The 21910-nt window shown below is 67.0% G+C and carries 21 protein-coding genes and 1 tRNA gene; 11 read left to right on the forward strand and 11 right to left on the reverse strand.

Annotation, left to right across the window (positions count from 1 at the left end):
• Positions 1–7: 7 nt before the first annotated feature.
• Positions 8–2104 carry an adenylate/guanylate cyclase domain-containing protein gene (locus QX041_RS31190; protein WP_316167756.1) on the reverse strand — a complete coding sequence of 699 codons (2097 nt, stop codon included), beginning with the start codon at positions 2102–2104 and terminating at the stop codon, positions 8–10.
• Positions 2105–2392: 288 nt separating this feature from the next.
• Here QX041_RS31190 and QX041_RS31195 point away from each other — a divergent pair, with 288 nt between their 5' ends.
• The 4 genes from QX041_RS31195 to QX041_RS31210 are packed head-to-tail and all read left to right on the forward strand — an operon-like array spanning position 2393 to position 4957.
• Positions 2393–2698, forward strand: coding sequence for a DUF2282 domain-containing protein (locus QX041_RS31195; RefSeq protein WP_315715966.1), 306 nt, complete (start codon positions 2393–2395; stop codon positions 2696–2698).
• 39 nt (positions 2699–2737) lie between these two features.
• On the forward strand, positions 2738–3658 hold the full coding sequence (locus QX041_RS31200; RefSeq protein ID WP_316167758.1) for a DUF692 domain-containing protein: 921 nt from the start codon (positions 2738–2740) through the stop codon (positions 3656–3658).
• Positions 3645–4427, forward strand: coding sequence for a DNA-binding domain-containing protein (locus QX041_RS31205; protein ID WP_315750664.1), 783 nt, complete (start codon positions 3645–3647; stop codon positions 4425–4427). The genes QX041_RS31200 and QX041_RS31205 overlap by 14 nt, the downstream gene beginning before the upstream one ends.
• Entirely contained in the window at positions 4427–4957 is a 531-nt protein-coding gene (locus tag QX041_RS31210; RefSeq protein WP_409977912.1) for a DoxX family protein, read from the forward strand. Before QX041_RS31205 ends, QX041_RS31210 begins: the two co-directional genes overlap by 1 nt.
• Here QX041_RS31210 and QX041_RS31215 read toward each other — a convergent pair.
• From QX041_RS31215 to QX041_RS31225, 3 genes are all read right to left on the reverse strand, one after another.
• A complete protein-coding gene (locus tag QX041_RS31215; RefSeq protein WP_316167759.1) occupies positions 4897–6516 on the reverse strand; it encodes a hypothetical protein in 1620 nt (539 codons plus the stop codon). The two genes, QX041_RS31210 and QX041_RS31215, sit on opposite strands and share 61 nt — an antisense overlap.
• 150 nt (positions 6517–6666) lie before the next feature.
• Complete coding sequence (locus tag QX041_RS31220; RefSeq protein ID WP_315750661.1) at positions 6667–8175, reverse strand: bifunctional class I SAM-dependent methyltransferase/glycosyltransferase family 2 protein; 1509 nt, start codon at positions 8173–8175, stop codon at positions 6667–6669.
• Between the two features lie 396 nt (positions 8176–8571).
• Positions 8572–9069, reverse strand: coding sequence for a YchJ family protein (locus QX041_RS31225; RefSeq protein ID WP_315825791.1), 498 nt, complete (start codon positions 9067–9069; stop codon positions 8572–8574).
• A gap of 502 nt (positions 9070–9571) precedes the next feature.
• Between QX041_RS31225 and QX041_RS31230 the strand changes: the two genes are divergently transcribed.
• The gene (locus tag QX041_RS31230; RefSeq protein WP_315825790.1) at positions 9572–10606 is read left to right on the forward strand and encodes a hypothetical protein; all 1035 of its coding nucleotides are present in this window, start codon (positions 9572–9574) and stop codon (positions 10604–10606) included.
• A 41-nt stretch (positions 10607–10647) separates the two neighbouring features.
• On the opposite strand, the gene QX041_RS31235 is transcribed toward QX041_RS31230, so the two are convergent.
• The gene (locus tag QX041_RS31235) at positions 10648–10983 is read right to left on the reverse strand and encodes an MmcQ/YjbR family DNA-binding protein (RefSeq protein WP_315825789.1); all 336 of its coding nucleotides are present in this window, start codon (positions 10981–10983) and stop codon (positions 10648–10650) included.
• A 190-nt stretch (positions 10984–11173) separates the two neighbouring features.
• Between QX041_RS31235 and QX041_RS31240 the strand changes: the two genes are divergently transcribed.
• Positions 11174–11782, forward strand: a complete 609-nt coding sequence (locus QX041_RS31240) for a hypothetical protein (protein WP_315716186.1) — start codon at positions 11174–11176, stop codon at positions 11780–11782.
• A 177-nt stretch (positions 11783–11959) separates the two neighbouring features.
• On the opposite strand, the gene QX041_RS31245 is transcribed toward QX041_RS31240, so the two are convergent.
• The 5 genes from QX041_RS31245 to QX041_RS31265 form a co-directional block, all read right to left on the reverse strand.
• A complete protein-coding gene (locus QX041_RS31245; protein WP_315825788.1) occupies positions 11960–12862 on the reverse strand; it encodes an HNH endonuclease in 903 nt (300 codons plus the stop codon).
• A gap of 165 nt (positions 12863–13027) precedes the next feature.
• Complete coding sequence (locus tag QX041_RS31250) at positions 13028–13786, reverse strand: DUF2786 domain-containing protein (RefSeq protein WP_315715956.1); 759 nt, start codon at positions 13784–13786, stop codon at positions 13028–13030.
• A gap of 49 nt (positions 13787–13835) precedes the next feature.
• Positions 13836–13925 (reverse strand) — tRNA-Ser (locus QX041_RS31255).
• Between the two features lie 233 nt (positions 13926–14158).
• Entirely contained in the window at positions 14159–14818 is a 660-nt protein-coding gene (locus tag QX041_RS31260; protein WP_409998630.1) for an outer membrane protein, read from the reverse strand.
• Positions 14819–15290: 472 nt separating this feature from the next.
• Positions 15291–16430, reverse strand: a complete 1140-nt coding sequence (locus tag QX041_RS31265; protein ID WP_315825787.1) for an ROK family protein — start codon at positions 16428–16430, stop codon at positions 15291–15293.
• 359 nt (positions 16431–16789) lie between these two features.
• Here QX041_RS31265 and rplU point away from each other — a divergent pair, with 359 nt between their 5' ends.
• From rplU to QX041_RS31280, 3 genes are all read left to right on the forward strand, one after another.
• Positions 16790–17173: a 50S ribosomal protein L21 gene (gene rplU / locus QX041_RS31270; protein WP_315715953.1), complete on the forward strand. Its 384-nt coding sequence runs from the start codon at positions 16790–16792 to the stop codon at positions 17171–17173.
• 138 nt (positions 17174–17311) lie between these two features.
• Entirely contained in the window at positions 17312–17581 is a 270-nt protein-coding gene (gene rpmA / locus QX041_RS31275; RefSeq protein WP_315750651.1) for a 50S ribosomal protein L27, read from the forward strand.
• 139 nt (positions 17582–17720) lie between these two features.
• Complete coding sequence (locus tag QX041_RS31280; protein ID WP_315715951.1) at positions 17721–18311, forward strand: GNAT family N-acetyltransferase; 591 nt, start codon at positions 17721–17723, stop codon at positions 18309–18311.
• Between the two features lie 78 nt (positions 18312–18389).
• Here QX041_RS31280 and QX041_RS31285 read toward each other — a convergent pair whose 3' ends face one another.
• A complete protein-coding gene (locus tag QX041_RS31285) occupies positions 18390–19307 on the reverse strand; it encodes a DMT family transporter (protein ID WP_315825786.1) in 918 nt (305 codons plus the stop codon).
• A gap of 201 nt (positions 19308–19508) precedes the next feature.
• On the opposite strand from QX041_RS31285, the gene obgE reads away from it, so the two are divergent.
• Positions 19509–20579: a GTPase ObgE gene (gene obgE, locus QX041_RS31290; RefSeq protein ID WP_315715949.1), complete on the forward strand. Its 1071-nt coding sequence runs from the start codon at positions 19509–19511 to the stop codon at positions 20577–20579.
• 144 nt (positions 20580–20723) lie between these two features.
• Positions 20724–21860 (forward strand): glutamate 5-kinase, encoded by a 1137-nt coding sequence (gene proB, locus QX041_RS31295; RefSeq protein ID WP_315825785.1) that lies wholly within the window; start codon positions 20724–20726, stop codon positions 21858–21860.
• The last annotated feature ends 50 nt before the right edge of the window (positions 21861–21910 follow it).

Genomic DNA, 21910 nt, shown 5'->3' on the forward strand with positions numbered 1-21910 from the left:
GGCCACGTTACTTCGTCGTCAGCGCCGTCACCGGATGCCAATGATGATCCGCCCGCGTGCCTGCCAGGGGCCTGCAGCGCGTGATCATGACCTCGGCGGCGCGATCGCCGGGCTTGAGCGCGAGGACTGCTTCAAACGCCGCGATGGCTGCCTCGAAGTGCTGCGCGCGATAGTCCTGAAGTCCGCACGCGTAGTGTGCGATCCAGCGCACGTCCTGCGCGGCGACATTCTCCGCAAGCCCGACCAGCTCGTGGACGCGCAGGCCCTCTTCGCGGCCATAGACGGCGATGCGGTCGATCTCGCGGGTGAGAAACGCATCGCCCGCCAGCCGCGCGGTGCCCTCGCCGATCAGGATATCGGTGCCGTAGCTCTTGTTGGCGCCCTCCAGCCGGCTCGCGACGTTCACGGCATCGCCGATCACCGTATAGTTGAGACGCACCTCGGAGCCGATGTTGCCGACCAGCATGGGGCCGGAGTTGATGCCGATGCGGATGGCGAGCGGCCGGCCGTCATCGTCGCACAGGCCGCTGGCCTCCACCGCGTCTCGGCACGCCAGCGCGGCGCGGCAGCACAGAACCGCATGATCCGGCTGCGCGGCCGGCGCGCCCCAGAACGCCATCACCGCATCGCCGATGAACTTGTCGATGGTGCCGCCGTGGTCGACGATGACGGTCGAGATCAGGTCGAGATAGCGCGACAGCAGCGGCACGACACGGTCGCCCATGCGCTCCGACAACCCGGTGAAGCCGGCGATGTCGATGAACATCACGCTGAGCTCCTGGACATGGCCGCCCGGCCTGGCGTCGACGCCCTGCCGCAGCAATTGCCGGACGAGATCAGCGGGAATGAACTTGCCGAATGACGACAGGCCGCCGGCCATGTCATGAATGGCGCCGGACAGGCTCGCGATCTCGCGAAGCCGCGAGGGATGACGTCGCACCTGCTCGAGCGCGAAGGCCTCGACGTGACGCAGTTCGGCCACCACACGCCCGAGCGGGGCGGCGATGACGGCACGCGCCAGCGCGGCGGAGGCCAGCGCCGCGAGCACGGCGCCGATGCCGAGACCGATGATCACGCGCCGCAGCGCCGCGTCGACCGGACCGAGAAACTCCGCTTCCGGAATCACCGTGACCAGCGACCAGCCGGGAAACGGCAGCGCCGTGCGCGCGACCTCGAAGGCGCCGTCGCCCGATAGCACGCGCCCGCGCCAGGCCTCGTCGCCTTCGCGCGAGGACCGCATCGCCTGCTGCGCGATCGGCAGCAGCGGCTGGCGGCCCTGCCCGGCATTGACCTCGTCGGCGGTCTCGTCGGGCGCCGCGACCACGCCGCCATCAAGCGCCAGGATGAAGGCGCTGCCGGTGCGGCCGACCTGAAGCTGGGCGAGAAAGCGCGAGATGCGCGCGTGCTCGATGATGATGGCGAGCACGCCCTGCCGCTCCTGATAGACATCGATCGGGCCGGCCAGCGCGATCGCCGGGCGGTCTCCGCTCGGATGATGATCGACGCTGAACCAGCGCGGTTCGTCCGCAGCGAGGCTCTCCTTGAACCAGGGCTGGTCGGCGACCTTGAAACGGGTCGGCTCGAAGCGGCGTGCCGCGAACTCGATGTCACCGGGCACGACGTCGTATTCATCGACGCGGCGCTGGCCGGGATGATCGGTCAGCGAGATCTCCATCATCTCCAGGCGCCGGTCGCCGAGCTTGTGGGCGGCGAAGAACGAGCCGTCCGGCCAGCCGAACGCCGCCGATGAGATCGTCGCCTGCGACTGCAGCTGCGACAGGAACACGAATTCGCGCTTGTCCGCCTCGCGGGTGTCGAGCACGTTCTGCAGGAACAGCGTGCGGATGGCGGTGTGCGCGGCGCGCGCCTCGCTGACGATCGCGCTCACCTCCTTGCGCACGGCGCCCGCGATCTGCGCGTTGATGGTGCTCGCGAGCTGACGGCTGATCGCCTCCGAGGTGCGCCACCACAACAGACTCGAGGCAAGGGCCGTCAGCAGGATCGCGGTCAGCACCAGGGCCGACACGGCGAAGCGGATGCTGACGGTCAGCCGCTCGTCGGCGGCGCCTCGGCGCGGCACTCGGCTCTTTGCGCTCGCCATCATCGCAGGTGGATCTCCGATCGGACCGAGCGGCGCGCGGGGCGGCGCGCGACCGGGAGCCGCCAGACTGCGCTCCGATGGCGTGAGCCGCCAATGCCGGCCGGCTAAGTCGATGATGCCTGCAAAGCATTGGCACTTCGAGTCGGCTTGCGCTCGACTAGGGCAGCTCCCAAGCACGCAATACCGCTCACAGGGTCGTGAGCGGAGTCGCCGCGTAACATTGTCGTGGCTGCGGGCGAAGGAGAGATGCGCGTCGCCAAGCGAGCGACGCAGAACACGAGAGGAATTGTCATGTCCGCCAAGAGAACCGTCACCACGCTGGCGCTCGCCGGCGCCGTCAGCACCGCGCTTGCAAGCCTCGCAATGGCCGGGCCACTGACCAAGGCCGAAGCGGAAGCCGCAATGGCCGCCAAGAAGGAGAAATGCTTCGGCGTTGCCCTGAAGGGCCAGAACGATTGCGCCGCCGGTCCCGGCACGACCTGCCAGGGTACCTCAACGATCGACTTCCAGGGCAACGCGTGGAAATTCGTCCAGGGCGGCACCTGCACCAGCATCGACGTCCCCGGCGGCCGCAAGGGCTCGCTCAAGCCGATCTGATCGCTCTCGTTCACCCCAAGCGGAAAGCGGAGACGCAGCATGCGCACCGATGCCCCCCCTGCACCGGGCCCCACCATGCCGCTTCGCTTTCCGCCACCTCTCGGCGGCGTCGCCGGGACCAGCTTCAAGCCGTCGCACCTGACCGCCATCCTGGCCGAGGCGCCGCGGCCCGGCTTCTTCGAGGTCCATGCCGAGAACTACATGGGCGCCGGCGGTCCGCCACACCATCAGCTCGAGGCGATCCGCAGGGATCATCCGCTGTCGATCCACGGCGTCTGCATGTCGATCGGCGGCCCGCAGCCGCTCGATCGCGACCACCTCGCGCGCTTCCGCAAGCTCGTCGCCCGCTATCAGCCGAGCCTCGTCTCCGAGCATCTGGCATGGTCGACGCACGATACGACGTTCTTCAACGACCTGCTGCCATTGCCCTACACGGCCGCCACGCTGGCACGGGTCTGCGACCATATCGATGAGGTGCAGACCGCGATCCGCCGGCCGATCCTGCTGGAAAATCCGTCGACCTACGTCGCCTTTCACGACTCGACGATGAGCGAGACCGACTTCATCCGCGCCATCGTCCGCCGCACCGGCTGCGGGCTCCTGCTCGACCTCAACAACGTGTTCGTCTCCGCGATCAATCATGGCTTCTCGCCACAGGACTATCTGGCCGACGTTCCGCTCGCCGCTGTCGGGGAGATCCATCTCGCCGGTCACGCCGTGCAGGCCGACGATGAAGGCGAGCCGCTGCTGATCGACAGCCATGACGGCCCCGTCGCCTATGATGTGTGGGCCCTGTTCGCCAGCGTGGTCGCGCGCAACGGTCCGATGCCGACGCTGATCGAATGGGACAGCAACATTCCGGATTGGCCGGTGCTGAAGGCAGAGGCCGCGGCCGCGCAGGCGATTCTCGATGACCACGCACCCGACTGCTCGCAAGAGGTGCGCGATGCCGCAGCCTGAGCATATGTCCGACTATGCCGCTCAGTTCGCCGCGGCGCTGCTGACGCCGGATCGCGCGACGCCTGTCGCCGTCAGGGGTCCGCTGGCCAAGGCGGCCGGGCGCCGGTTCAACGTCTACCGCAACAACGTCACGGTCAGCCTGATCGAGTCGCTCGTCGCGATCTATCCGGCGGTGCAGCGCATCACCGGGCCCGACTTCTTCCGCGCGATGGCGCGGGCGCATGTACGCGAAACGCCGCCGACGTCGCCGCTGCTCGTCGACTATGGACGCGACTTCCCCGCTTTCATCGCAGCTTACGAGCACGCTCGGACGATGCCGTTCCTGACGGACGTCGCACAGATCGAGCGGGCCTGGCTCGACGCCTATCACGCGGCAGACGCCGCGCCGCTCGACGGCGCCACGCTGGCGACGGTGCCGCCCGAGCGGTTGCCCGAGCTGCGCTTCGCCGTTCATCCCGCCACCCGCATCGTGCGCTCGGATTTCGCGGCGGTGACGATCTTCTCGGCCAATCGCGGCGATGCGCCGGTGCCGCGCATCGACGGCTCGGTCCCGGAGGACGCGCTGATCACGCGGCCCGCGTTCGACGTCGCCGTGCGCCACCTGCCGCGGGGCGGCGCGATCTTCGCAAGCCTGCTGATCACGCGGCAGCCGCTCGGCGTGGCCGCGGAAGCCGCGTTCGAGGCAGCGCCGGAGTTCGATCTCGCCACCAACATTGCCGGCCTGATCGAGGCCGGCGCCTTCACGGACATCAGTTTCGAGGACGCATGATGACGACGGACCACTCCATGGCGCCGACCGCGACACTGTCGCTGCCTTCCCTCGTCGGCCAGACCGTTCGGCTGCTGCAGAGCGCGACCCCGCTCACCCTAGTCCAGCTCGTCACTCGCATTGCGCTGGCGGTGCCGTTCTGGCGCTCGGGCATTCTCAAATGGGACGGCTTTCTCAGGCTGAGCGACACCGCCGTGACGCTGTTCAGCGACGAGTTCATGCTGCATCTGCCTGGCGGGCCATACCACTTTCCCATGCCGACGGTGATGGCGTTCCTGTCGGGCTGCGGCGAGGTCACCTTCCCCGTCCTGCTCATTCTCGGCCTCGGTACCCGCTTCGCGGCACTCGGCCTGCTGTTCATGACATGCATCGTCGAGCTCACGGTGCCCGACGGCTGGCCGATCCATCTGACCTGGGCCGCGATGGCGCTGGGCCTCATTGCCCATGGCGGTGGAAAGATCTCGCTCGATCACATCCTCGGCGGGCTGTTCGGCGGCGCGCACCAGGGCAGCACGAGCCGTGGCATGTAGTAGCCGCGCCACTCGCAGACCTCCTCGGGCCCCTTGCGCTTGAGCGCCATCTTGACCGGCTCGGCCTGGCTGATGCCGACATGGAGCGCGAGCAGCACCGCGCCGATCGGATAGGCGAAGCGGGAAAAGCGCAGGTCCGACAGACGATCGAGCAGGACCATGCCGGCGATGATGATCAGGGGATCGGTGAAGACGAAGTACTCGACCTTCAGCCCGCGGCGGACGCCGAGCGTGTCGATACCGATGGCCGCCAGCATCAGGAGGACGGCTTGGATGGCCGCCTGCCGCTCACCGCGGCGCCAGGCCATGACGATGCCGGGGATGATCAGCCAGGTCAGGAACACGGCGGGGCGGGCCGACGATTGCAGCACGAAGGTGTAGCGCCGGATGACCCCGAAGACGCCGGACAGCAACAGGCCGATCGCACCGCCCAGGCTGCCGGCGGCCTCGGGCGCGTCGACATAGGTGATCATCTTCTCAAGCGGATTGAGCACGACCACGACATCGTTGATGTCGTAGCTCAACTTCAGTGCCAGCAGGCCGAGGCTTGCGCCGGCCACCGCCGCCAGCAGCGCCGCGACGGTCTCGGCCGCGCTCACACGCCATAACCACGCGAAGGCGGCCATGCAGACCGCGACCACGCCGAGCAGCGCGAACTGATAGAGGCCGAAGCGGCCGAGCAGCATCGGCTTGAGGCCGGCAGCCGTCGCATTGACGGGGTCGAAGCCGGCGGCGACCAGCGGCCAGGCGGCCATCGCGGCGACTATTGCCGCCACGGCAGCGACCATGACGGCCGCCCACGCGCGCGAGCTTTGCCAGAACGCCACGCTTGCGCTCGTCGCCGTCCCGAACGGCAACAGCAGCACGGGAATGGCGGCGATCAGCAGGATCGCATGCACCTTGTTCTCCAGGCCGAGCATGCAGAGCAGCGCGGCGAGTCCGGCGGCGAGCGGCCGCATCAGGCTGGCGCGGCGCACGACCGCGATCAGGATCATCAGCGCGAGGATGCAGAACGACGCCGCGATCATCTCGCTGCGCAGGATGCGCAGATGCATCTGCACGCCGCCGGAGAACGCGAAGGCGGTGACGGCGAGCATGGCGATGCGCCAATCCGACACCAGCCGGCGCGCGGCCCAAGCAAAGGCGAGGATGATGCCGGCCGCCGTCAGCAGCGCGGCGACGCGTCCGGCATGGACGGCGCCGGTCATCGCGACATCGAAGGCGGCGCGATCGGCCGGGATCGCCGACAATGTCCAGGCCTCAAGCAGGCCGAGCCGATGCAGCAACGCGAACCAGGTCTTGACCGAGAGGATGGTGAGATAGGCCGGGTGATCGAAGAAGGCCTGTGCGCCGCCATCGTTGATGGCGAGCGCATTGTAGATCACCATGAAGTCCATGTCGGCATTGCGCCAATAGACGGTGAAATAGCCGGCGGTCAGGAACGACACGAGCGACAGCAGCAGCGCGACCGCGACCCCGCCGCGCCAGCCGAAGCGCGTCAGGCGGTCGAGGGCGTCGGGAAAGGGAGCCGATGCTTTCGGTACCGCTTTCTCCGTCATGCGCAGGCTTGTCCCACGCATCCATGTCGGCCCTCATCGACGAAAGAAGACGTCGATGGCCGGGTCAAGCCCGGCCATGACGATGTGGGAAGATGGGCAACCGATCCACGCACCGCTTGGTCAGGCTCGACGGCGTAGACAGCGGCCATCTCAGATCGCCTTGATCTTGAAGAACGCGAACACGACCATCTTCAGCAGCATCCAGCCGTGGCGGAAGCGGGAGATCTGGGTTTCGCCATAGCTGCGCGCGGCGTAGCGGATCGGCAGGTCGATCGATTTCAGGTTCAGCTTGGAGGCGCCGAAGATCAGGTCGAAATCGCCGAACGGATCGAAATCGCCGAAATAGGCCTTGCCGGCCTTGAGCCTGACATAGTCGCTGCGGCGGAGCACCTTGGTGCCGCAGAGCGTATCGGTGTAGCGCTGGTTCAGGAGCCACGAGAACAGATAGGAGAAGGTCTTGTTGGCGATGAGGTTGAGGAACCGCATCGCGCCCTCGTCCATCGGATAGACCAGGCGCGAGCCGTTGATGAACTCGCCCTTGCCGGAACGCAGCGCCTCGAAGAATTTCGGCAGTTGCTCCGGCGGCATGGTGAGGTCGGCATCGAGGATCATCAGCACGTCGCCGCGCGCGGCGTCGAACGCGGTGAACACCGCGTCGGCCTTGCCCTTGCCGGGCTGGCGCATCAGCTTGATGTCGTGATCGGGGAATGCCGCGCGCACCCGCTCCATCTCCTCATAGGTACCGTCCTGGCTGTGGCCCTCGACGAAGATGATCTCGACATCGTTGCAGAACGCCGCGATGCGCCGGACCGCCGGCTCGATGTTGCCGCGCTCGTTGCGCGCGGGGATGACGACGGTGGCCGAGCGGACGTCGTCGCTCACGCAGCGCAGCGAACGCGACACCAGATAGTGCCGCAGCGCCAGCGCGCGCAGGCCCGGCAGCACGCTGAGAAAGCGGTTGGCGAAACGGCCGAAGCCGTAGAGCCGCAGCGGCGAGAGCACACGCTGCTCTGATTTGACGGGATCGAAATCGGCCAGGTGCGCCAGGCTGCGCAGGTCGGCTGGCGACAGCACGTTCTGCTCCGGCTGCGGCATCCGCAGGCCCAGTGCTTCCGCAGCCTTCAGCAGCGGATACCAGAGGTGCGAGAAGTAGCCGATGACGAGTCGCGTCTCGCGCGTGCACAGCGGGTGCAATTGCTCGATGAACTGCTGGCAGTCGTCGAGCGAACCGATGGTGTCGAGCACCAGAATGACATCGAACGGGCCGGTGGCGGCGGCGAGCGTGGCCGGATCCTCCGCGTCGCCCAGAATGAAGGTCAGCTCAGGATGCCGGCTGCGGGCGATCTTGATCTGCTTTTCGCTGAAGTCGATGCCGACGCCGTAGGACGGCGCGAGCGATGCCAGGGTATCGCCGAGGCCGCAGCCGATCTCGAGCACGCGGCTGCCCGGCGGGATCAGGAAGCGCAGATAGCACTCGTCCTCGCTGTGAAAGAACGCCGCCTTGTCGCGCCAGCCGGCGCGCGCATCGGCGAAATCGTTGGCATGGTCGAGGATGGCCGCCTTGCGCGGTGACAGCGCCTTCGTTGCCGACGACGGGGTTGCGGCAACCTGCGACCGCTCGCATTCGTCCTGCCGGACCTGCTCGTCCAACTCCGCCACCTGATACCACCCCTGTTAGGAACTACGTCCTTCTAGGCCAGCCCGGTTGGGCGGAGTCAAGGCGGCGGCAGAGAAGTCCTCCGCTCTGTCGGCATCGTGGCCCCCTCGCTCTGACGCGCGACGGAAACGAGCAGACATCGGCCAGCCACAATGAAGCCGCCGCGATCGTTCGCGCCGCATGCGTCCGATCTTTGCATCTCATTCGCGCTCGCAACTAAGCCGGCGCGGGAAGACCGGCGACGCTGGACCGTCGTTGCCAGATTGGCGCCGGCACCAACGGCTTGAGTGCCGCGCGCCTGCCTTCGCGGGGCACGGATGCACCTGACGAGCCCGCCGTCGCGGCTCCCTCTGCTATCAACCCAGCCGACGCACCGCGATCGAGAAATGCCGCTGCGCTCACCGCCCGCAGCAGAACTTGTATTTCTTGCCGCTACCGCACGGGCATGGATCATTGCGGCCGACCTTCGCGGTGGCAGCCGCCCGCTTCGGCTCCGTGACGACGGCTCGCGCGTCACCCTCGACGAAGCGCCAGGCACCGTCGGCGTCGCGGCGAAACTGCGAGACCTCGTGGTGCTCGATGGTCTTGCCGGCCTCGCGATAGCTGGCGACGAAGCTGACCACGCCATCGGCGTTGCCGGGCTGGCCGCGGGCCGACGAGACGATGCGCAGGCCGAGCCATGTGGCGCGTGTCGCCCAATCCTTCGCGGCGACCGCATCGAACGCACCGCGCCGATCGGCTGCGAGCGTCGCTTCGACATAGCCGATGTCGCCGCGCGTATAGGCGGTGTAGCGCGAGCGCATCAGCGCCTCGGCGGTCGGCGGCTGATCGTCACCATCGAGATAGGGACCGCAGCAGCGATCATAGGGAAGACCTGATCCGCACGGACATTGCATGAGACGACGACAGAGCTCCTTTTCCGAGATCCCACCATAGCCCGTTGACCAGCGCGCGGCACCCTGCGTTCGCGCATCGAACAAAGAGCTCGTCACCTCCGGTTGTGACCGCAAAGACGCAGTTCTCCGTTGCCGGCGAGCTGACATCCCGACGACGGCCTGGCGTGGTTTCGAAACCGGCGAATCCGTGTTAACCATTGGTTAAGAACAAGGGTGTTGGGCGCACGGCTGACCGGCCCGGCCCCGCGCGGACCAGAACCTTCCGGGCGCCGCCTCATTACGTGGCGCTTGTGACCGCAAGCCCTCCGCATCATCGGCGGATCAGGGCGCGTGAGACGCCAACGATTTCTTCGCGCGACGCCAGCCCGGCCGCAAGAACGAAGGCCCGCTTCGAGGCGGGCCGCTGCCCGATTCCCGATCAGACGTGCACCCGATGCCGGCGCGGTCAGCGCTGCGTGCAAACGCAGCGTCGCGCCCATCACCACCGATTGGAGCAGCCCCGATGGCTGATGAGTCCGTAGTCGCATCCATCATTCCCTGGCAGCAGCCGAAGACGGCCAAGCCGCGTCCGAAGCGGGCCAAGGTCGTCAAGCCACGCCCGCGGCCCCGAGCCGACAAGGCCGAGAAGGCCAAGATGGCGGCGCTCGATGACGAGATGCTCGCGTCCGAGACACTGATCATGCCGGACTTCCTGGAGCTCGTGAACGAGCCGGCGAAGTCCTCGGCCGCAGCCGAGCAGCCGCGCACGGAAGCAGCCGCGAGCGCCGCCGCAGCGGCGATCCCGGCTCCAGCCACGCCGGCGACGATGACACCGCGGGAAACGCCAGCGGTGATCGAAGGCGAGGTCGTCGCGACAACCGCGCCGGCTGCTTTGGCCAAGGCCGCGACCGGGCGCATCACCGCCTCGTCGGTCCTGCTGCAGCTGGCCGCACTGGCGCTGGCCGCGGTCGGCATGGCCATGAACGGCTGGTTCGCACACTCGCTCGGCTCGAACAGCACCGCGGGCTACATGTTTCTGGCGGTCGGCGTCACCGCCGACCTCGTCGCGCTGGTGATGCCGACCTGCGCCGCACGGCTGTGGCAGGCGCGCCACCGCGCCTCGGCTCTGGCCGGATGGGTGGTGTGGGTGATGACCTTCGTATTCGCGGTCACCGCCGGCATCGGCTTCGCCTCGACCAACATCAGCGACGTCACCTTGGCGCGCGCCTCGCGGGTGACGCCCGCGGTGCAGGCCGCGCAGACCGCGCTCGCCGATGCGATGACCGCGCGCGACCGCGAGTGCAAGGGCGGCGTCGGCAAGTTCTGTCGGGAGCGCGAGGCTGCGGTCGCCGAGCGTCGCCAGGCGCTGGATGCGGCGATGTCCACGGTGAGCCAGACCGCCGATCCGCAGACCGAGGCCGCGATCAAGCTGGTCGCCTGGGTGTCGCGCGGCGCAATGAAGCCGTCGGCCGACGATTTCGTCATGCTCCGCCTGATCCTGCTGGCGCTGCTGCCGCAGATCGGCGGCATCCTGCTGATGGTCGGGCGGAAGGTGTGAGGCTCCCGTTCGCAGCCGGCGATTGTTTCGCCGGGGTCGGCTCAACGCTTGCTGCGGCCGCGTGACCGCTGCGGACGATGCGCGGCGCGCCACGCGCTCTCGAGCACGGAGCGCAGGCGAGTGGCGTCGACATCGGCGAGCGACACGGTGGTCCAGCCCTGATCACCCCATTTGTTCGGCACCCGGCGAAACACGCCGGGCTGCAGGCCGGCATGGTGCTCCTGCTCGTCGGGCGTGAGCAGGACGTTGGCGGATGCGCCATCGGCGGCGAGGGTCGCGAAGGTCCGGTGCAGCTTGAACGCGGTGCGATCGAAGTGAGGCGCCGCGGTCGTTCCGGCGAACGACAGGGCGAGAGCACGAAATTCGTCACCGGTCATCTCGACGCGCCTCGTGTGATCGTATTCGAACGATAGGACTAGCACCGGCCATGGCGGTCCGCCATACGGCGGACGTCGCGCCCTGCACGCAAACGTGAAGCCCCGGCATCCCGGGGCCTTGATGCAGGTCAAAACTATACGACCTCGTTTCTATATGGCTTGTCGCAGGATGGATCAGAGGAGAGCAGCCATGCCGGCACAGAGCACGATGCAGGTCTACCTGAACTGGGCCAGGGAGCGCCTCCACGAGATGGATGCCGCGCTGGAGTCGCTGGGGGTCAAGGCAGCCGAGGTCGAAGCAGCATCCAAGGTGAAGACCGAGGAGATCATGGCGGACTTGAAGAAGCGCCGCAGCGACCTCGAAGCCCTGCTCAAGACGCAAGCAGCGGCCGGCGAAGCCGCGATGGCCAGCGCGAAGACCGAGCTGGACGCGCATTGGGCTGGATTCGAGGCGCAGATGAAGGCCTATTTCGACGCCGCCGGCAAGCAGGCCGCCCAGCAGCAGGCGACCTTCAAGGACATCGCCGCCGCGCAGGCGACGGCATGGCGGGAGTCGGCTGACAGGTTTCGCGAGGCGGCGACCAAGGTGACGACGGTCGGCACCACCGATCTGGACGCCGTGCTGAAGCAGCTCAAATCCGACGCGGCAGAGGCCGGCGCCCATCTCGAGAAACTGAAACAGACAGGCAGCGAATCCTGGTCGGTGCTCAGCGCCGCCCTGAGCGAATCCCGCAAGGCGTTCGATCAGGCCAATCAGGCAGCTTGGAATGCGTTGAAGGGGCCGGGCGGGAAGAGCTGAGGGCGGTACGGCCAGAACGCCGCGATCCATCATGGGGCGGCGTCGCGAAACGCGACGCGCCCCGCAGTCAACGGATGGACGAAATGTGACGGGGTCGAGGGAAGCCGCAGCACCGCCCCCAGGGCAAGCCTACCAGCGCGAGCGGACAGCGCCGCTCGGACTCACTCCCTGATCGAGTCACTGCTTGAAGCAATGGCGGCGATGCCATTGCAGAAAGTGCGGGTGCGGTCGATCTCGGGCGCGGTCCGGAGCGAAAGCAACCCCGGACTGATTGACGAAGCCACGGATACGAGCGATGTCGTTGACGTGCCGAGAGACCAGGATGGCGAGATCATCGTCAAGGCTGATCAATCCTCGGTCGAACATCCAATGGACCGTTCCCGACAAGGCCAGCCCGTTTTGCACGAGGTCGGGACCGTTGGCCTCGACAGGGCGAATATGGGCCGCATTCACTTCGGCACGTCCGCCGCCGTTGATCAGTTTCAGCCCGGTGATGGCGCAACGTTCGCCATAGGCTCGCAGTACGATCTTGCGGAACAGGCGATCTCGGGCGATACGCGACGTCAGACGCTGGATGCGATCGCGGAGCTGCTCCGACACCAATGGCGTTTGATCCTCTTCAAACCCATTAAGGGGGTGGCCGGTCTCCGGCATACGCGGCAACAAGGCGTCTCGATCATCCAGACCGCGCTCGATGATACGCTGAAAGTCCTCCGGCGAAATCGGCCGCACAGCCGCCTGCGCCCGGCCCGAGATCTTGCCCGTCTCGTTGAGCAGACCCCGCTCGACCGGACCGTTCTGCTCGCTGAAAGGAACCGGGCTGACGAATTCGAGGTATGAGCCGGGCTGAATGAGCGCGAGATACATATCGGGCGCCTTCGGATCTGGAATGATCCGCTCGACCCGAGCGATCGCGAAATAGCCGCGCGTTCCAAGCACTTTCGTCGGCTCTAAGTAGACAATCCAATCTCCGACGCTGCCCTGCGCGCGGCCGAGATATTGTTTGGGAAATTGGTACCGCGCCGCCGGACTATCGTCGTAGATCGAATCAGTCCGATGCATGAAGACGCAGTAGCTCATGCACGCAGCTTAACTGAGCGACTCGGACGGAAGCAAATATGGTAGCCAGCCGAGATCGCCGTGTCGCTGCACTTAGGAGTACGACGCTGGACGTCGATGCACGACGCCGCAACCGGCTTGGGCCGTGCTCGAAGGACCCATAGCCGACGTCGAACCAGGCGTCCGTCAGCCTCGCTTCGAACTACCTGGCGGTGGCGCGCCGCTCACGCCCGGACTGATCGCGAGCGTGGTGCCGGCGGCACCTCCCGCTTCATAGGCCGCCGTCGACACCATCCGGCTCGTGCTGCGCGCCGACCGCAGCTTCAGATCGAGCTTGTCGAACTCGGCATCGACCACCGAGGTCTTGAGCACGACCAACCCGCGGCCGCTGCTCTGGTTGACCTGATCCCGGGCCGCCTTCATCGCCACCAGGCGGTCGGCGATCGACACCACCATGCCGAGGGCGAAGGAGGCATTGGCGAGATGCCGGTCCTGGTGCCGGAACCGGCGGTACTCGGCCGAGGTCTTGTAGCGGCCGAGTTCGGCGCGCACGGCGTTGTCGATCAGCTCCGCCAGGTAGTGCGCAACCTCGACATCCGCGGGGAGACCGAAGAACACATAGCTCGCTTCGCCGGCCGGATTCTTCTCGCGCCAGACCCGGCAATCGCAGAAATGCGCGATCGCGCCGATGCAGTCATCGAGCGGAATGCGCTTCTTGCGATGGGTCTCATAGACCTTGCGCTCGCACGCCGACGCCCGCAGCTCGAGGTCGGACAGCGACAGGTCGTGGCGATCGAGCAGTTCGGCGACCTTGGCGGCCGCGGACAGCGCCTCGTCCTCGGTGCAGCCATTGGCGATGGTCTTGGCGCGCAGCGCCTGAATGCGGGATTTCAGCTTGTCGAGCGCAACAGGATCGGAAGCGGCAGGATCGAACGTCTGGCTCACCGCTCAAGGCCCATGACAAGCCCCGCCGGGAGGTGGCCGAGGGAGGAACTGGCGGAGAGGGAGGGATTCGAACCCCCGATAGGCTTGCACCTATGCCGCATTTCGAGTGCGGTGCATTCAACCACTCTGCCACCTCTCCAGGCGCAAATCAGGGGCGAGCCCCCGGGTCGGGCGTCGTTCTAGGGCACGATGCGGGGGGTGACAAGGCAGCCGGTCGAAATTTTCCCGGGGCTCGCGCATGCGCGCGCCATTGCGGTCCGCTCGGGGAAGCGGACCGCACGCGGCGGCTGAACGGCTACACCGCTCGGCCCCGCGCTCCGAAGGCCCCAGACTGACGCGGGCCTTCGAACCCGCTGGTCTGCGCCGCGCTCGTCAGCGGAACAGGTCGAAATGGTAGTTCAAGCCGAGCCGCACGGAGTGAATCTTGGCCGCTCGCCAGTCCGGCAGATCGTCGTGCTTGAGGTCGGTGTAGAGGTATTCGAGCTTGGCCGACCATTTCGGCAGGAACGCCCATTCGGCGCCGCCGCCCGCGGTCCAGCCCATCTTCATCTTGTGGGTCGGCCCGTCCTTCAACTCGCCGGCCGCAAGTCCCGCCGTACCATACAGCCACAGGCGCTGGTCGAGCACCGCGATGCCGGCGCGCGCGCGGCCGGAGGTGAGCCAGGGCATGCTGACGGCCGGATTGACGAGGTCGGCCTTGCGCGAGAGACCGGTGAATTCGAGATCGTTCTCGATGCCGACCACGAACATCGGCGAGATCTGGTAGTTGTAGCCGGCCTGCAGGCCGCCGATCACGCCGGACAGCTCACCGCCATTGGCGCCGGCGGCGTTCGTGAAGGAGTCGTTTCCGGTGAAGGCGCCGCCGACATTGGCGCCGGCATAGAAGCCGGTCCAGGAAAACGGTGCCGGTGCGGCGGCATAGGCCGGCGCCTTGTAGGTGGTCGCCGCCAGGTCGGCTGCCTCTGCCCCGCCGAGGCCCAGCGTCGCCGCCGCCACCGCAGCCATCCAGCCTCTCGCCCGTCTGATCATCATGTCCTCACACTCCACCCGGCGCGAGATTGCGCCGTCAAATCCCACCCCATTTGGGATGTCCATTTATAAACCGACTAGACGGTTTGTAAATGGACTTGATTGATACCGACGACGATTTCTCCTGCCGTTGCGGACGCGGCGGCTGGCGACGGAGGCCAGGAGACAAAGGTGGGACCGCCGTACGCTGACACATACCGGCGGTCCCGTGTCGCTACATCTTGGGGAAACCGACGGAAGAGACGGGGGTCAATCCGGCCGGCCTGAGCGACGCCGGCGACCCTGGGCCATCTGCGCGTGCATCGCAATGCGAACCGTTCCTTAACCTAACCAGTCAAGGTTACCGGGTTCCAGGCCATCCGACTGGTTGTACGGCGGTTTTCCGCACGTCCGGGAGCGCGAAGACGCCCTGCTGCAGCGCAGCATGCCCCCCCCCTCCGGACCGCCGAGAGACACGGTGCGGCCGCGCCAATGCTCAATCCTTCTTCTTCTTGGCCGCCTTCTTGTCGTCGGCCTTGTCCTCCTTGGCCTTGTCGTCCTTGTCCCTGCGGCCGTTCTCCTTGCGGCGGTTGGTAAAGCGGGCATTGCCCAGGCCGGTGCCGATGGTCAGCACGCCCCAGCGCTCGAACTCCTGCATGAACGGCACCTCGGAGAGGCCCTGCACGACGCCGTCATTGTGCATCAGCACCGCGGTGTCGTGATCACCGATCATCGGGATCGCCTCGACCAGGCTGGCCGGCAGGTTGAACTTGCTGCTCTCCCAATTGCCCGGCAAGTTCTGTGCGCCCTTCTCGATCGAGCCGTCCTCGTTGATGACGCCGGGACAAGCGATGCCGATGAAGGGCGCCAGCCGCAGGCCCTCGGCGTCCGCCTCCTCGATCAGCTCCTTCAGCATCTTGGCGAGTCGCTTGACCGCACCTTCCCGCGTGGGTTCGTCATCGGCATGGCGCCAGAGATCGGACTTCCACACCGACGCTTTCGACAGGTCCGGGGCCTTCTTGCGCGCGGTCTCGACCACGCCGCAGCGGATGTTGGTGCCGCCGATATCGACCGCCAGGATGCTGTCATGGGCCTCGAAGATCCAGGACGGCGCCAGATGCAGTGCGCCGATCAAGCCGGCATCGTCGGGATGGTAGCGGATCGGCTCCAGCTCGACGCCAAAACCCTCGTCCTTGAGGATGATCTCGGTGCGCGCGATCGCGAGCTCGCCGAGGCGAGAGTCGCGAAAGCCGCCGCCGACCACGATGCATTCGGTCTTGGCCCAGGCCTTGGTGCGCAGGAAGCGCCGGGTGACGTGGGCGAGCTCCTGGGCGAATTCCTCGATCGCGGAGTGCACCACGGCCGAGGCCTCGGTGTCGTCGCCGACCAGGATGGCGTCCAGCGCCTTCTTGCTGATGGTCTCGCTGTCCTCGTCGCCGAACGGATCCTTGCCGGATTTGCGCAACGGCTTGCGCCAGCGCTCCAGGATCTTGCGAAAGGCGCCCTTGGAGGCGCGGTCGCCGAGGAAGCCGTCCTCGTCCTTGAGCTCGATGTTGAAGCTGTCGATCTCGACCGTCGGCAGCCGCGCGGCGCCGTGGCGGGCGATGCCCGTGGTGGTCATGACGTCGTCGGCCATGCGATCCTGCCCTGTTGTGCATTGGGTCCGGACAACGGCGGAGGGAACAGTTGGTTGCGGGTCCGGTGCGCCGGGTCGAGCGAATGGCGGCCGGGGGTCGGCGGGGCCCGGGCATCCCGTCCGAGCGGCAACCGGCCATTCACCTTGACTCGCCGGCTCACGCCGCTATAAGCGCCCGATCGACCGGCGCGGGCGTTCCTGCGCCGTTTGTCGTTGCGCCCTTTCTTGAGGCCTCAAAGCCTCGGGCGCGACTTCCGGCTCCAATCGGGCCGGACCACATGAACCATAACGACTGAACAAGAAGCCGACCCGGAGCCATCGCGCTCTGAGGCCGGGATCGAACACGAAGGATGAGAACGATGTTCGCAGTCATCAAGACCGGCGGCAAGCAATACCGCGTCGCCCCGGATGATGTGCTCGAGATTGGCAAGATCGACGGTGAGCCCGGAACGATCGTGCAGCTGAACGAGGTGCTGGTGGTCGGCGGTGATACGCCGGTGCTGGGCATCCCCGCGGTGGCCGGCGCGTCCGTGGCCGTCGAGGTGCTGGACCACAAGCGCGGCCCCAAGGTGATCGCGTTCAAGAAGCGCCGCCGCAAGAATTCGCGCCGCAAGCGCGGCTACCGGGACGAGCTGACCTTGATCCGCGTCTCGGAGATCCTGACCGACAACGCCAAGCCGACCAAGGGCCCGCGCCCGAAGAAGGTCAAGGCGGAAGCCCCGGCGGCCGACGCCGCCGAGTAAGCGAGCCGGCGCGCGTCTCGCCCACCGCACCGGCTTGACCTCATCGCGCGTGGATTTTTCGTCCGCGCAGGTTGCAAATGTGAATGATCCCTTAGCGGAATCGCGCTAAAGGTGATCGCAAGAGATCGGAGACGAGCGATGGCTCATAAAAAGGCAGGCGGTTCATCCCGCAACGGACGCGACTCCAAGGGCAAGCGCCTCGGCATCAAGGCGTTCGGCGGCGAGCGCGTGATTCCCGGCAACATCATTGCGCGTCAGCGCGGCACCACCTGGCATCCCGGCCTCAACGTCGGCATGGGCACGGACCACACGATCTTCGCGAAAATCGAGGGCGTCGTCGAGTTCCATGACCGTGCCAACCGCACGTTCATCTCGGTACGTCCGGTACTCGCCGAGGCTGCTGAGTAGAATACGGTGGAACAATTCGCGTCCGCCGGGTCCTGACAAACCGGCGGAGCGCCAGATGGCTCCAGGGGAGGCGGGACAACCGGCCTCCCCTTTTCATTTTCGCTGATCAGTTGATCCCGAAGCGTCGATGGAGCCCGACATGCTGCAGGACATCACCACTCCCACCTTGCGCGAGGCGAGACCTTGCGTCCTCGAAACCTCCCGGCTGACGCTGCGTGCGCCGGTGCTCGCGGACGTGACAGCCATCGCCCGGCTCGCCGACGACCGTGTTATCGCCGAGAATACCCGCCGCCTGCCGCATCCCTATTCGGAGGTCGATGCCGCTCGCTTCGTTCGCGCGCTGGAACAGACGGGTGAGACCGCCTTCCTGATCGAGCATCTGGACACGCCGATCGGCATGGTCGGGATCAATCGAGCAGCAACGGGCCGTGCCGAGCTCGGCTACTGGCTGGGCGTTGCGCATTGGGGCCGCGGCTTCGGCACCGAAGCCGCGCGCGCCGCGATCGACCATTTCTTCGAGACGAGCGAGGACAATTTGCTGATCGGGCACGCCCGCGTCAGCAACCCAGCCTCGCGCAACATCCTGGAAAAGTGCGGCTTCCAATGGACCGGCGTCGAGCTGCACCGCTTCGAGGTGATCGGCTCGTCCGCCCCGGTCGACGCCTTCCGCCTGACCCGCGGCGTCTGGTCCTCGCTGAAGGCCTGGGCCAATGCGGGGCGGCGGAGTTAGGCCGGGCCACCCACCCCGCCTCACGTGTCGCTTCGCTCCGCGTGAGGCGACCCTCCCCCTCCAGGGGAGGGTCGCATCTCAGGCCGGCGGATTCACCGCACCCTGGCCCTGCCCCAGGCTGCGCTCGCGCAGATAGATGTACAGCCCAGCGCCGATGATGATGGTGGCGCCGATGATGGTGGCGGGATGCGGCACGTCGCCGAACACGACGAAGCCGAACAGCACGGCCCAGACGATCATCGTGTACTGATAGGGCACGACCACCGAGGCCGGCGCCAGCTTGAGCGAGCGGTTGACGCAGAACAACGCGGTCACCGAGATGAGGCCGGCGGCGGCGAACAGCACCAGGCTGCCGGGCGTCGGCGTCACCCAGCCGAACGAGGACATCGCGGCGCCGAGCAGGAAGGTCCCGACGAACTGCGACGACGCCATCACGATGTCGGGCGTCGCGCGCAGGCTGCGCGTGATCAGCATCAGCACCGCGAACGACAGACTGCCGCCGAGTGCGATCAAGGCCGGCAGGCTGAAGGTCTGCGCCGAGGGCCGCAGCGCGATCAGCACGCCGCAAAAGCCGATCAGAATCGCGGTCCAGCGCCGCCAGCCGACATGCTCGCGCAGCACCAGCGCCGACAGCGCGGTGACGAAGATGGGCCCGGCGAGATAGTAGGTGATGACGTCGGCGAGCGGCAGATAGACGGTGGCGAGGAAGAACGCTGCGACCTCCAACGTCGACAGGATCACGCGCACGAGCTGCAGCCAGGGGCGCTCGAGCTGCAGGAACGCGGCGCGGTTGCGCCAGATGAACGGTGCGAGCAAGAGCAGCGCCGCACAGGCGCGCAGCCACAGGAGTTGGCCGACGGCATAGGTCGACACCAGGAACTTGCCGAGGGCGTCGCCGAACGAGAACATCGCAATCGACAGCAGCATCAGGCCGATGCCGGCCAGCCGCGCCGAGCGCTCATCGTTGGCGGTGGAGATTCGGGACAGCACGCTCATGATGGGGCTGCCTTATCAGGCACGCCGCCGCGGCTCCAGCCCTTCCGCATGGCGCGTCATGCAGCCCTGCTGCAACCCCTGCGCACGCCTTGTCCACGTGCTGCGCAGCGCGGCTTTACCGCTCGAAATTAAGGCTTCGGGCCGAATTAAACCCATTCCGCGGTTGCCGTGGGGACCCGCCTCGCCTACGTAGGACGCATCATGAAATTCCTCGATGAAGCCAAGGTCTATGTGCGCTCCGGCGACGGCGGCAACGGTTGCGTTGCGTTCCGGCGCGAGAAGTTCATCGAGTTCGGTGGGCCGAACGGCGGCAATGGCGGCCGCGGCGGCGACGTCATCATCGAGGCCGTCGACGGCCTCAACACCCTGATCGACTACCGCTACCAGCAGCATTTCAAGGCCCAGAAGGGCGAGAACGGCATGGGCAAGGACCGCCATGGCGCCGGCGGCAAGTCCGTGGTGCTGAAGGTTCCCGTCGGCACCCAGATCTTCGACGAGGATCGCGAGACGCTGATCCACGACTTTACCGCGGTGGGCGAGCGCTTCGTGCTGGCCGAGGGCGGCAATGGCGGCTTCGGCAACGCCCATTTCAAGTCGCCGACCAACCGGGCGCCGCGCAACGCCAATCCCGGCCAGCCCGGCGAGGAGCGCTGGATCTGGCTGCGCATGAAGCTGATCGCCGATGCCGGCCTGGTCGGCCTGCCCAATGCCGGCAAGTCGACCTTCCTGTCCAAGGTCTCCGCCGCCAAGCCGAAGATCGCCGACTATCCGTTCACCACGCTGCATCCGCAGCTCGGCGTCGTAAACGCCGACGGCCGCGAGTTCGTGCTGGCCGACATTCCCGGCCTGATCGAGGGCGCGCATGAGGGCGCCGGCCTCGGCGACCGTTTCCTCGGCCATGTCGAGCGCTGCCGTGTGCTGCTGCACCTGGTCGATGCCACCTGCGAGCACGCCGGCAAGGCCTACAAGACCGTGCGGCACGAGCTCGAAGCCTATGGCGGCGAGCTGACCGACAAGGTCGAGATCGTCGCGCTGAACAAGATCGACGCGGTCGATCCGGACGAGCTGAAGAAGCAGAGGGACCGGCTGAAGCGCGCCGCCAAGAAGACGCCGCTGCTGATTTCCGGCGCGACGGGCGAAGGCGTCAAGGAAGCTTTGCGCAAGCTCGCCGACGTGGTCGGCGAACAGCCTGTGTCCCTCAAGGCCAAGAGCACGACCGAGAGCGCCGCGACCGAGGAGCCGTGGGCGGCCCCAACGTCACCGCAGGGCTGAACTGAAGCCAACCTTGCCTCGCAGGCCCTCGCTTGCGACACTCGCCGCCATCCATCAACACTTGAGCCCCGTCCCGTGCGGACCGCGTGTCAGCCACGCACCTCTCATCACGATGCGAGGGCTCGAACCGACCCCGTTCACGCCATGGTACCCCGTCTCGAAAATTTTCGCCGCATCGTCGTCAAGGTCGGCTCGTCGCTGCTGGTCGATTCCGAGGCCGGCGAGGTCCGCGCCTCCTGGCTCGCCGCGCTGGCGGCCGACATCGCCCGGCTCCACAGCCGCGGCTGCGAGCTGCTGGTCGTATCCTCGGGCTCGATCGCGCTCGGCCGGAGCCGATTGAAGCTGCCGCGCGGACCGCTGAAGCTGGAGGAGAGCCAGGCGGCCGCCGCGGTCGGCCAGATCGCGCTGGCGCGGACCTGGTCGGAGGTGCTCGGCGCTCATGGCGTCAGTGCCGGCCAGATCCTGGTGACGCTGCAGGACACCGAGGAGCGCCGGCGTTATCTCAACGCCCGTTCGACCATCGCCAAGCTCCTGGAATGGCGCGCGGTGCCGGTCATCAATGAGAACGACACGGTCGCGACCGCCGAGATCCGCTATGGCGACAATGATCGCCTCGCCGCCCGTGTCGCGACCATGGCGAGCGCCGATCTGCTGGTGCTGCTGTCCGATATCGACGGCCTCTACACCGCGCCGCCCGCGCAGGATCCGAATGCGCGGCTGATCCCCGTGGTCGAGAGCGTCACCGCCGACATCGAGGCCATGGCCGGCAGCGCGGCTTCCGAGTTTTCGCGCGGCGGCATGCGCACGAAGATCGAAGCCGCCAAGATCGCCACCACTGGCGGCACCCACATGCTGATCGCCTCCGGCAAGATCGAGCACCCGCTGGCCGCGATCGCCAATGGCGGCCGTTGCACCTGGTTCCTGACGCCGGCAAACCCCGTCACCGCGCGCAAACGCTGGATCGCGGGTTCACTGGAGCCGAAGGGCACGCTGACGATCGACGCCGGCGCCGTGACCGCGCTGCGGGCGGGCAAAAGCCTCTTGCCGGCCGGCGTCATCCGTGTCGATGGCCAGTTCGCCCGCGGCGATGCCGTGGTGGTGCGCGGCCCCGACACCCATGAGATCGGCCGCGGCCTCGTTGCCTATGACGCCGACGATGCCGAGCGGATCAAGGGCCGTTCGTCGCCGGACGTGGCCGTCATCCTCGGCATCTCCGGCCGCGCCGAGATGATCCATCGCGACGATCTGGTGATCGGCCCGGCAGGTGCCGGTCAGGTCTGAGACCGCGGCACCAGCGTTCGCAAACGGCCGAATTCCGTGCTACTGGAGAG

This window comes from Bradyrhizobium sp. SZCCHNRI2009 (genome assembly GCF_032485115.1).
GTDB lineage: Bacteria > Pseudomonadota > Alphaproteobacteria > Rhizobiales > Xanthobacteraceae > Bradyrhizobium.

Bases quoted from the DNA above. Each gene is read 5' to 3' on its own strand.
- QX041_RS31205 (WP_315750664.1), top strand. From the start codon at position 3,645: ATGCCGCAGCCTGAGCATATGTCCGACTATGCCGCTCAGTTCGCCGCG.
- QX041_RS31215 (WP_316167759.1), bottom strand. From the start codon at position 6,516: ATGACGGAGAAAGCGGTACCGAAAGCATCGGCTCCCTTTCCCGACGCC.
- rpmA (WP_315750651.1), top strand. From the start codon at position 17,312: ATGGCTCATAAAAAGGCAGGCGGTTCATCCCGCAACGGACGCGACTCC.
- QX041_RS31280 (WP_315715951.1), top strand. From the start codon at position 17,721: ATGCTGCAGGACATCACCACTCCCACCTTGCGCGAGGCGAGACCTTGC.
- QX041_RS31245 (WP_315825788.1), bottom strand. From the start codon at position 12,862: ATGAGCTACTGCGTCTTCATGCATCGGACTGATTCGATCTACGACGAT.
- QX041_RS31260 (WP_409998630.1), bottom strand. From the start codon at position 14,818: ATGATGATCAGACGGGCGAGAGGCTGGATGGCTGCGGTGGCGGCGGCG.
- QX041_RS31190 (WP_316167756.1), bottom strand. From the start codon at position 2,104: ATGATGGCGAGCGCAAAGAGCCGAGTGCCGCGCCGAGGCGCCGCCGAC.
- QX041_RS31285 (WP_315825786.1), bottom strand. From the start codon at position 19,307: ATGAGCGTGCTGTCCCGAATCTCCACCGCCAACGATGAGCGCTCGGCG.
- rplU (WP_315715953.1), top strand. From the start codon at position 16,790: ATGTTCGCAGTCATCAAGACCGGCGGCAAGCAATACCGCGTCGCCCCG.
- QX041_RS31265 (WP_315825787.1), bottom strand. From the start codon at position 16,430: ATGGCCGACGACGTCATGACCACCACGGGCATCGCCCGCCACGGCGCC.
- proB (WP_315825785.1), top strand. From the start codon at position 20,724: ATGGTACCCCGTCTCGAAAATTTTCGCCGCATCGTCGTCAAGGTCGGC.
- QX041_RS31225 (WP_315825791.1), bottom strand. From the start codon at position 9,069: ATGCAATGTCCGTGCGGATCAGGTCTTCCCTATGATCGCTGCTGCGGT.
- QX041_RS31200 (WP_316167758.1), top strand. From the start codon at position 2,738: ATGCGCACCGATGCCCCCCCTGCACCGGGCCCCACCATGCCGCTTCGC.
- obgE (WP_315715949.1), top strand. From the start codon at position 19,509: ATGAAATTCCTCGATGAAGCCAAGGTCTATGTGCGCTCCGGCGACGGC.
- QX041_RS31230 (WP_315825790.1), top strand. From the start codon at position 9,572: ATGGCTGATGAGTCCGTAGTCGCATCCATCATTCCCTGGCAGCAGCCG.
- QX041_RS31235 (WP_315825789.1), bottom strand. From the start codon at position 10,983: ATGACCGGTGACGAATTTCGTGCTCTCGCCCTGTCGTTCGCCGGAACG.
- QX041_RS31240 (WP_315716186.1), top strand. From the start codon at position 11,174: ATGCCGGCACAGAGCACGATGCAGGTCTACCTGAACTGGGCCAGGGAG.
- QX041_RS31195 (WP_315715966.1), top strand. From the start codon at position 2,393: ATGTCCGCCAAGAGAACCGTCACCACGCTGGCGCTCGCCGGCGCCGTC.
- QX041_RS31210 (WP_409977912.1), top strand. From the start codon at position 4,427: ATGACGACGGACCACTCCATGGCGCCGACCGCGACACTGTCGCTGCCT.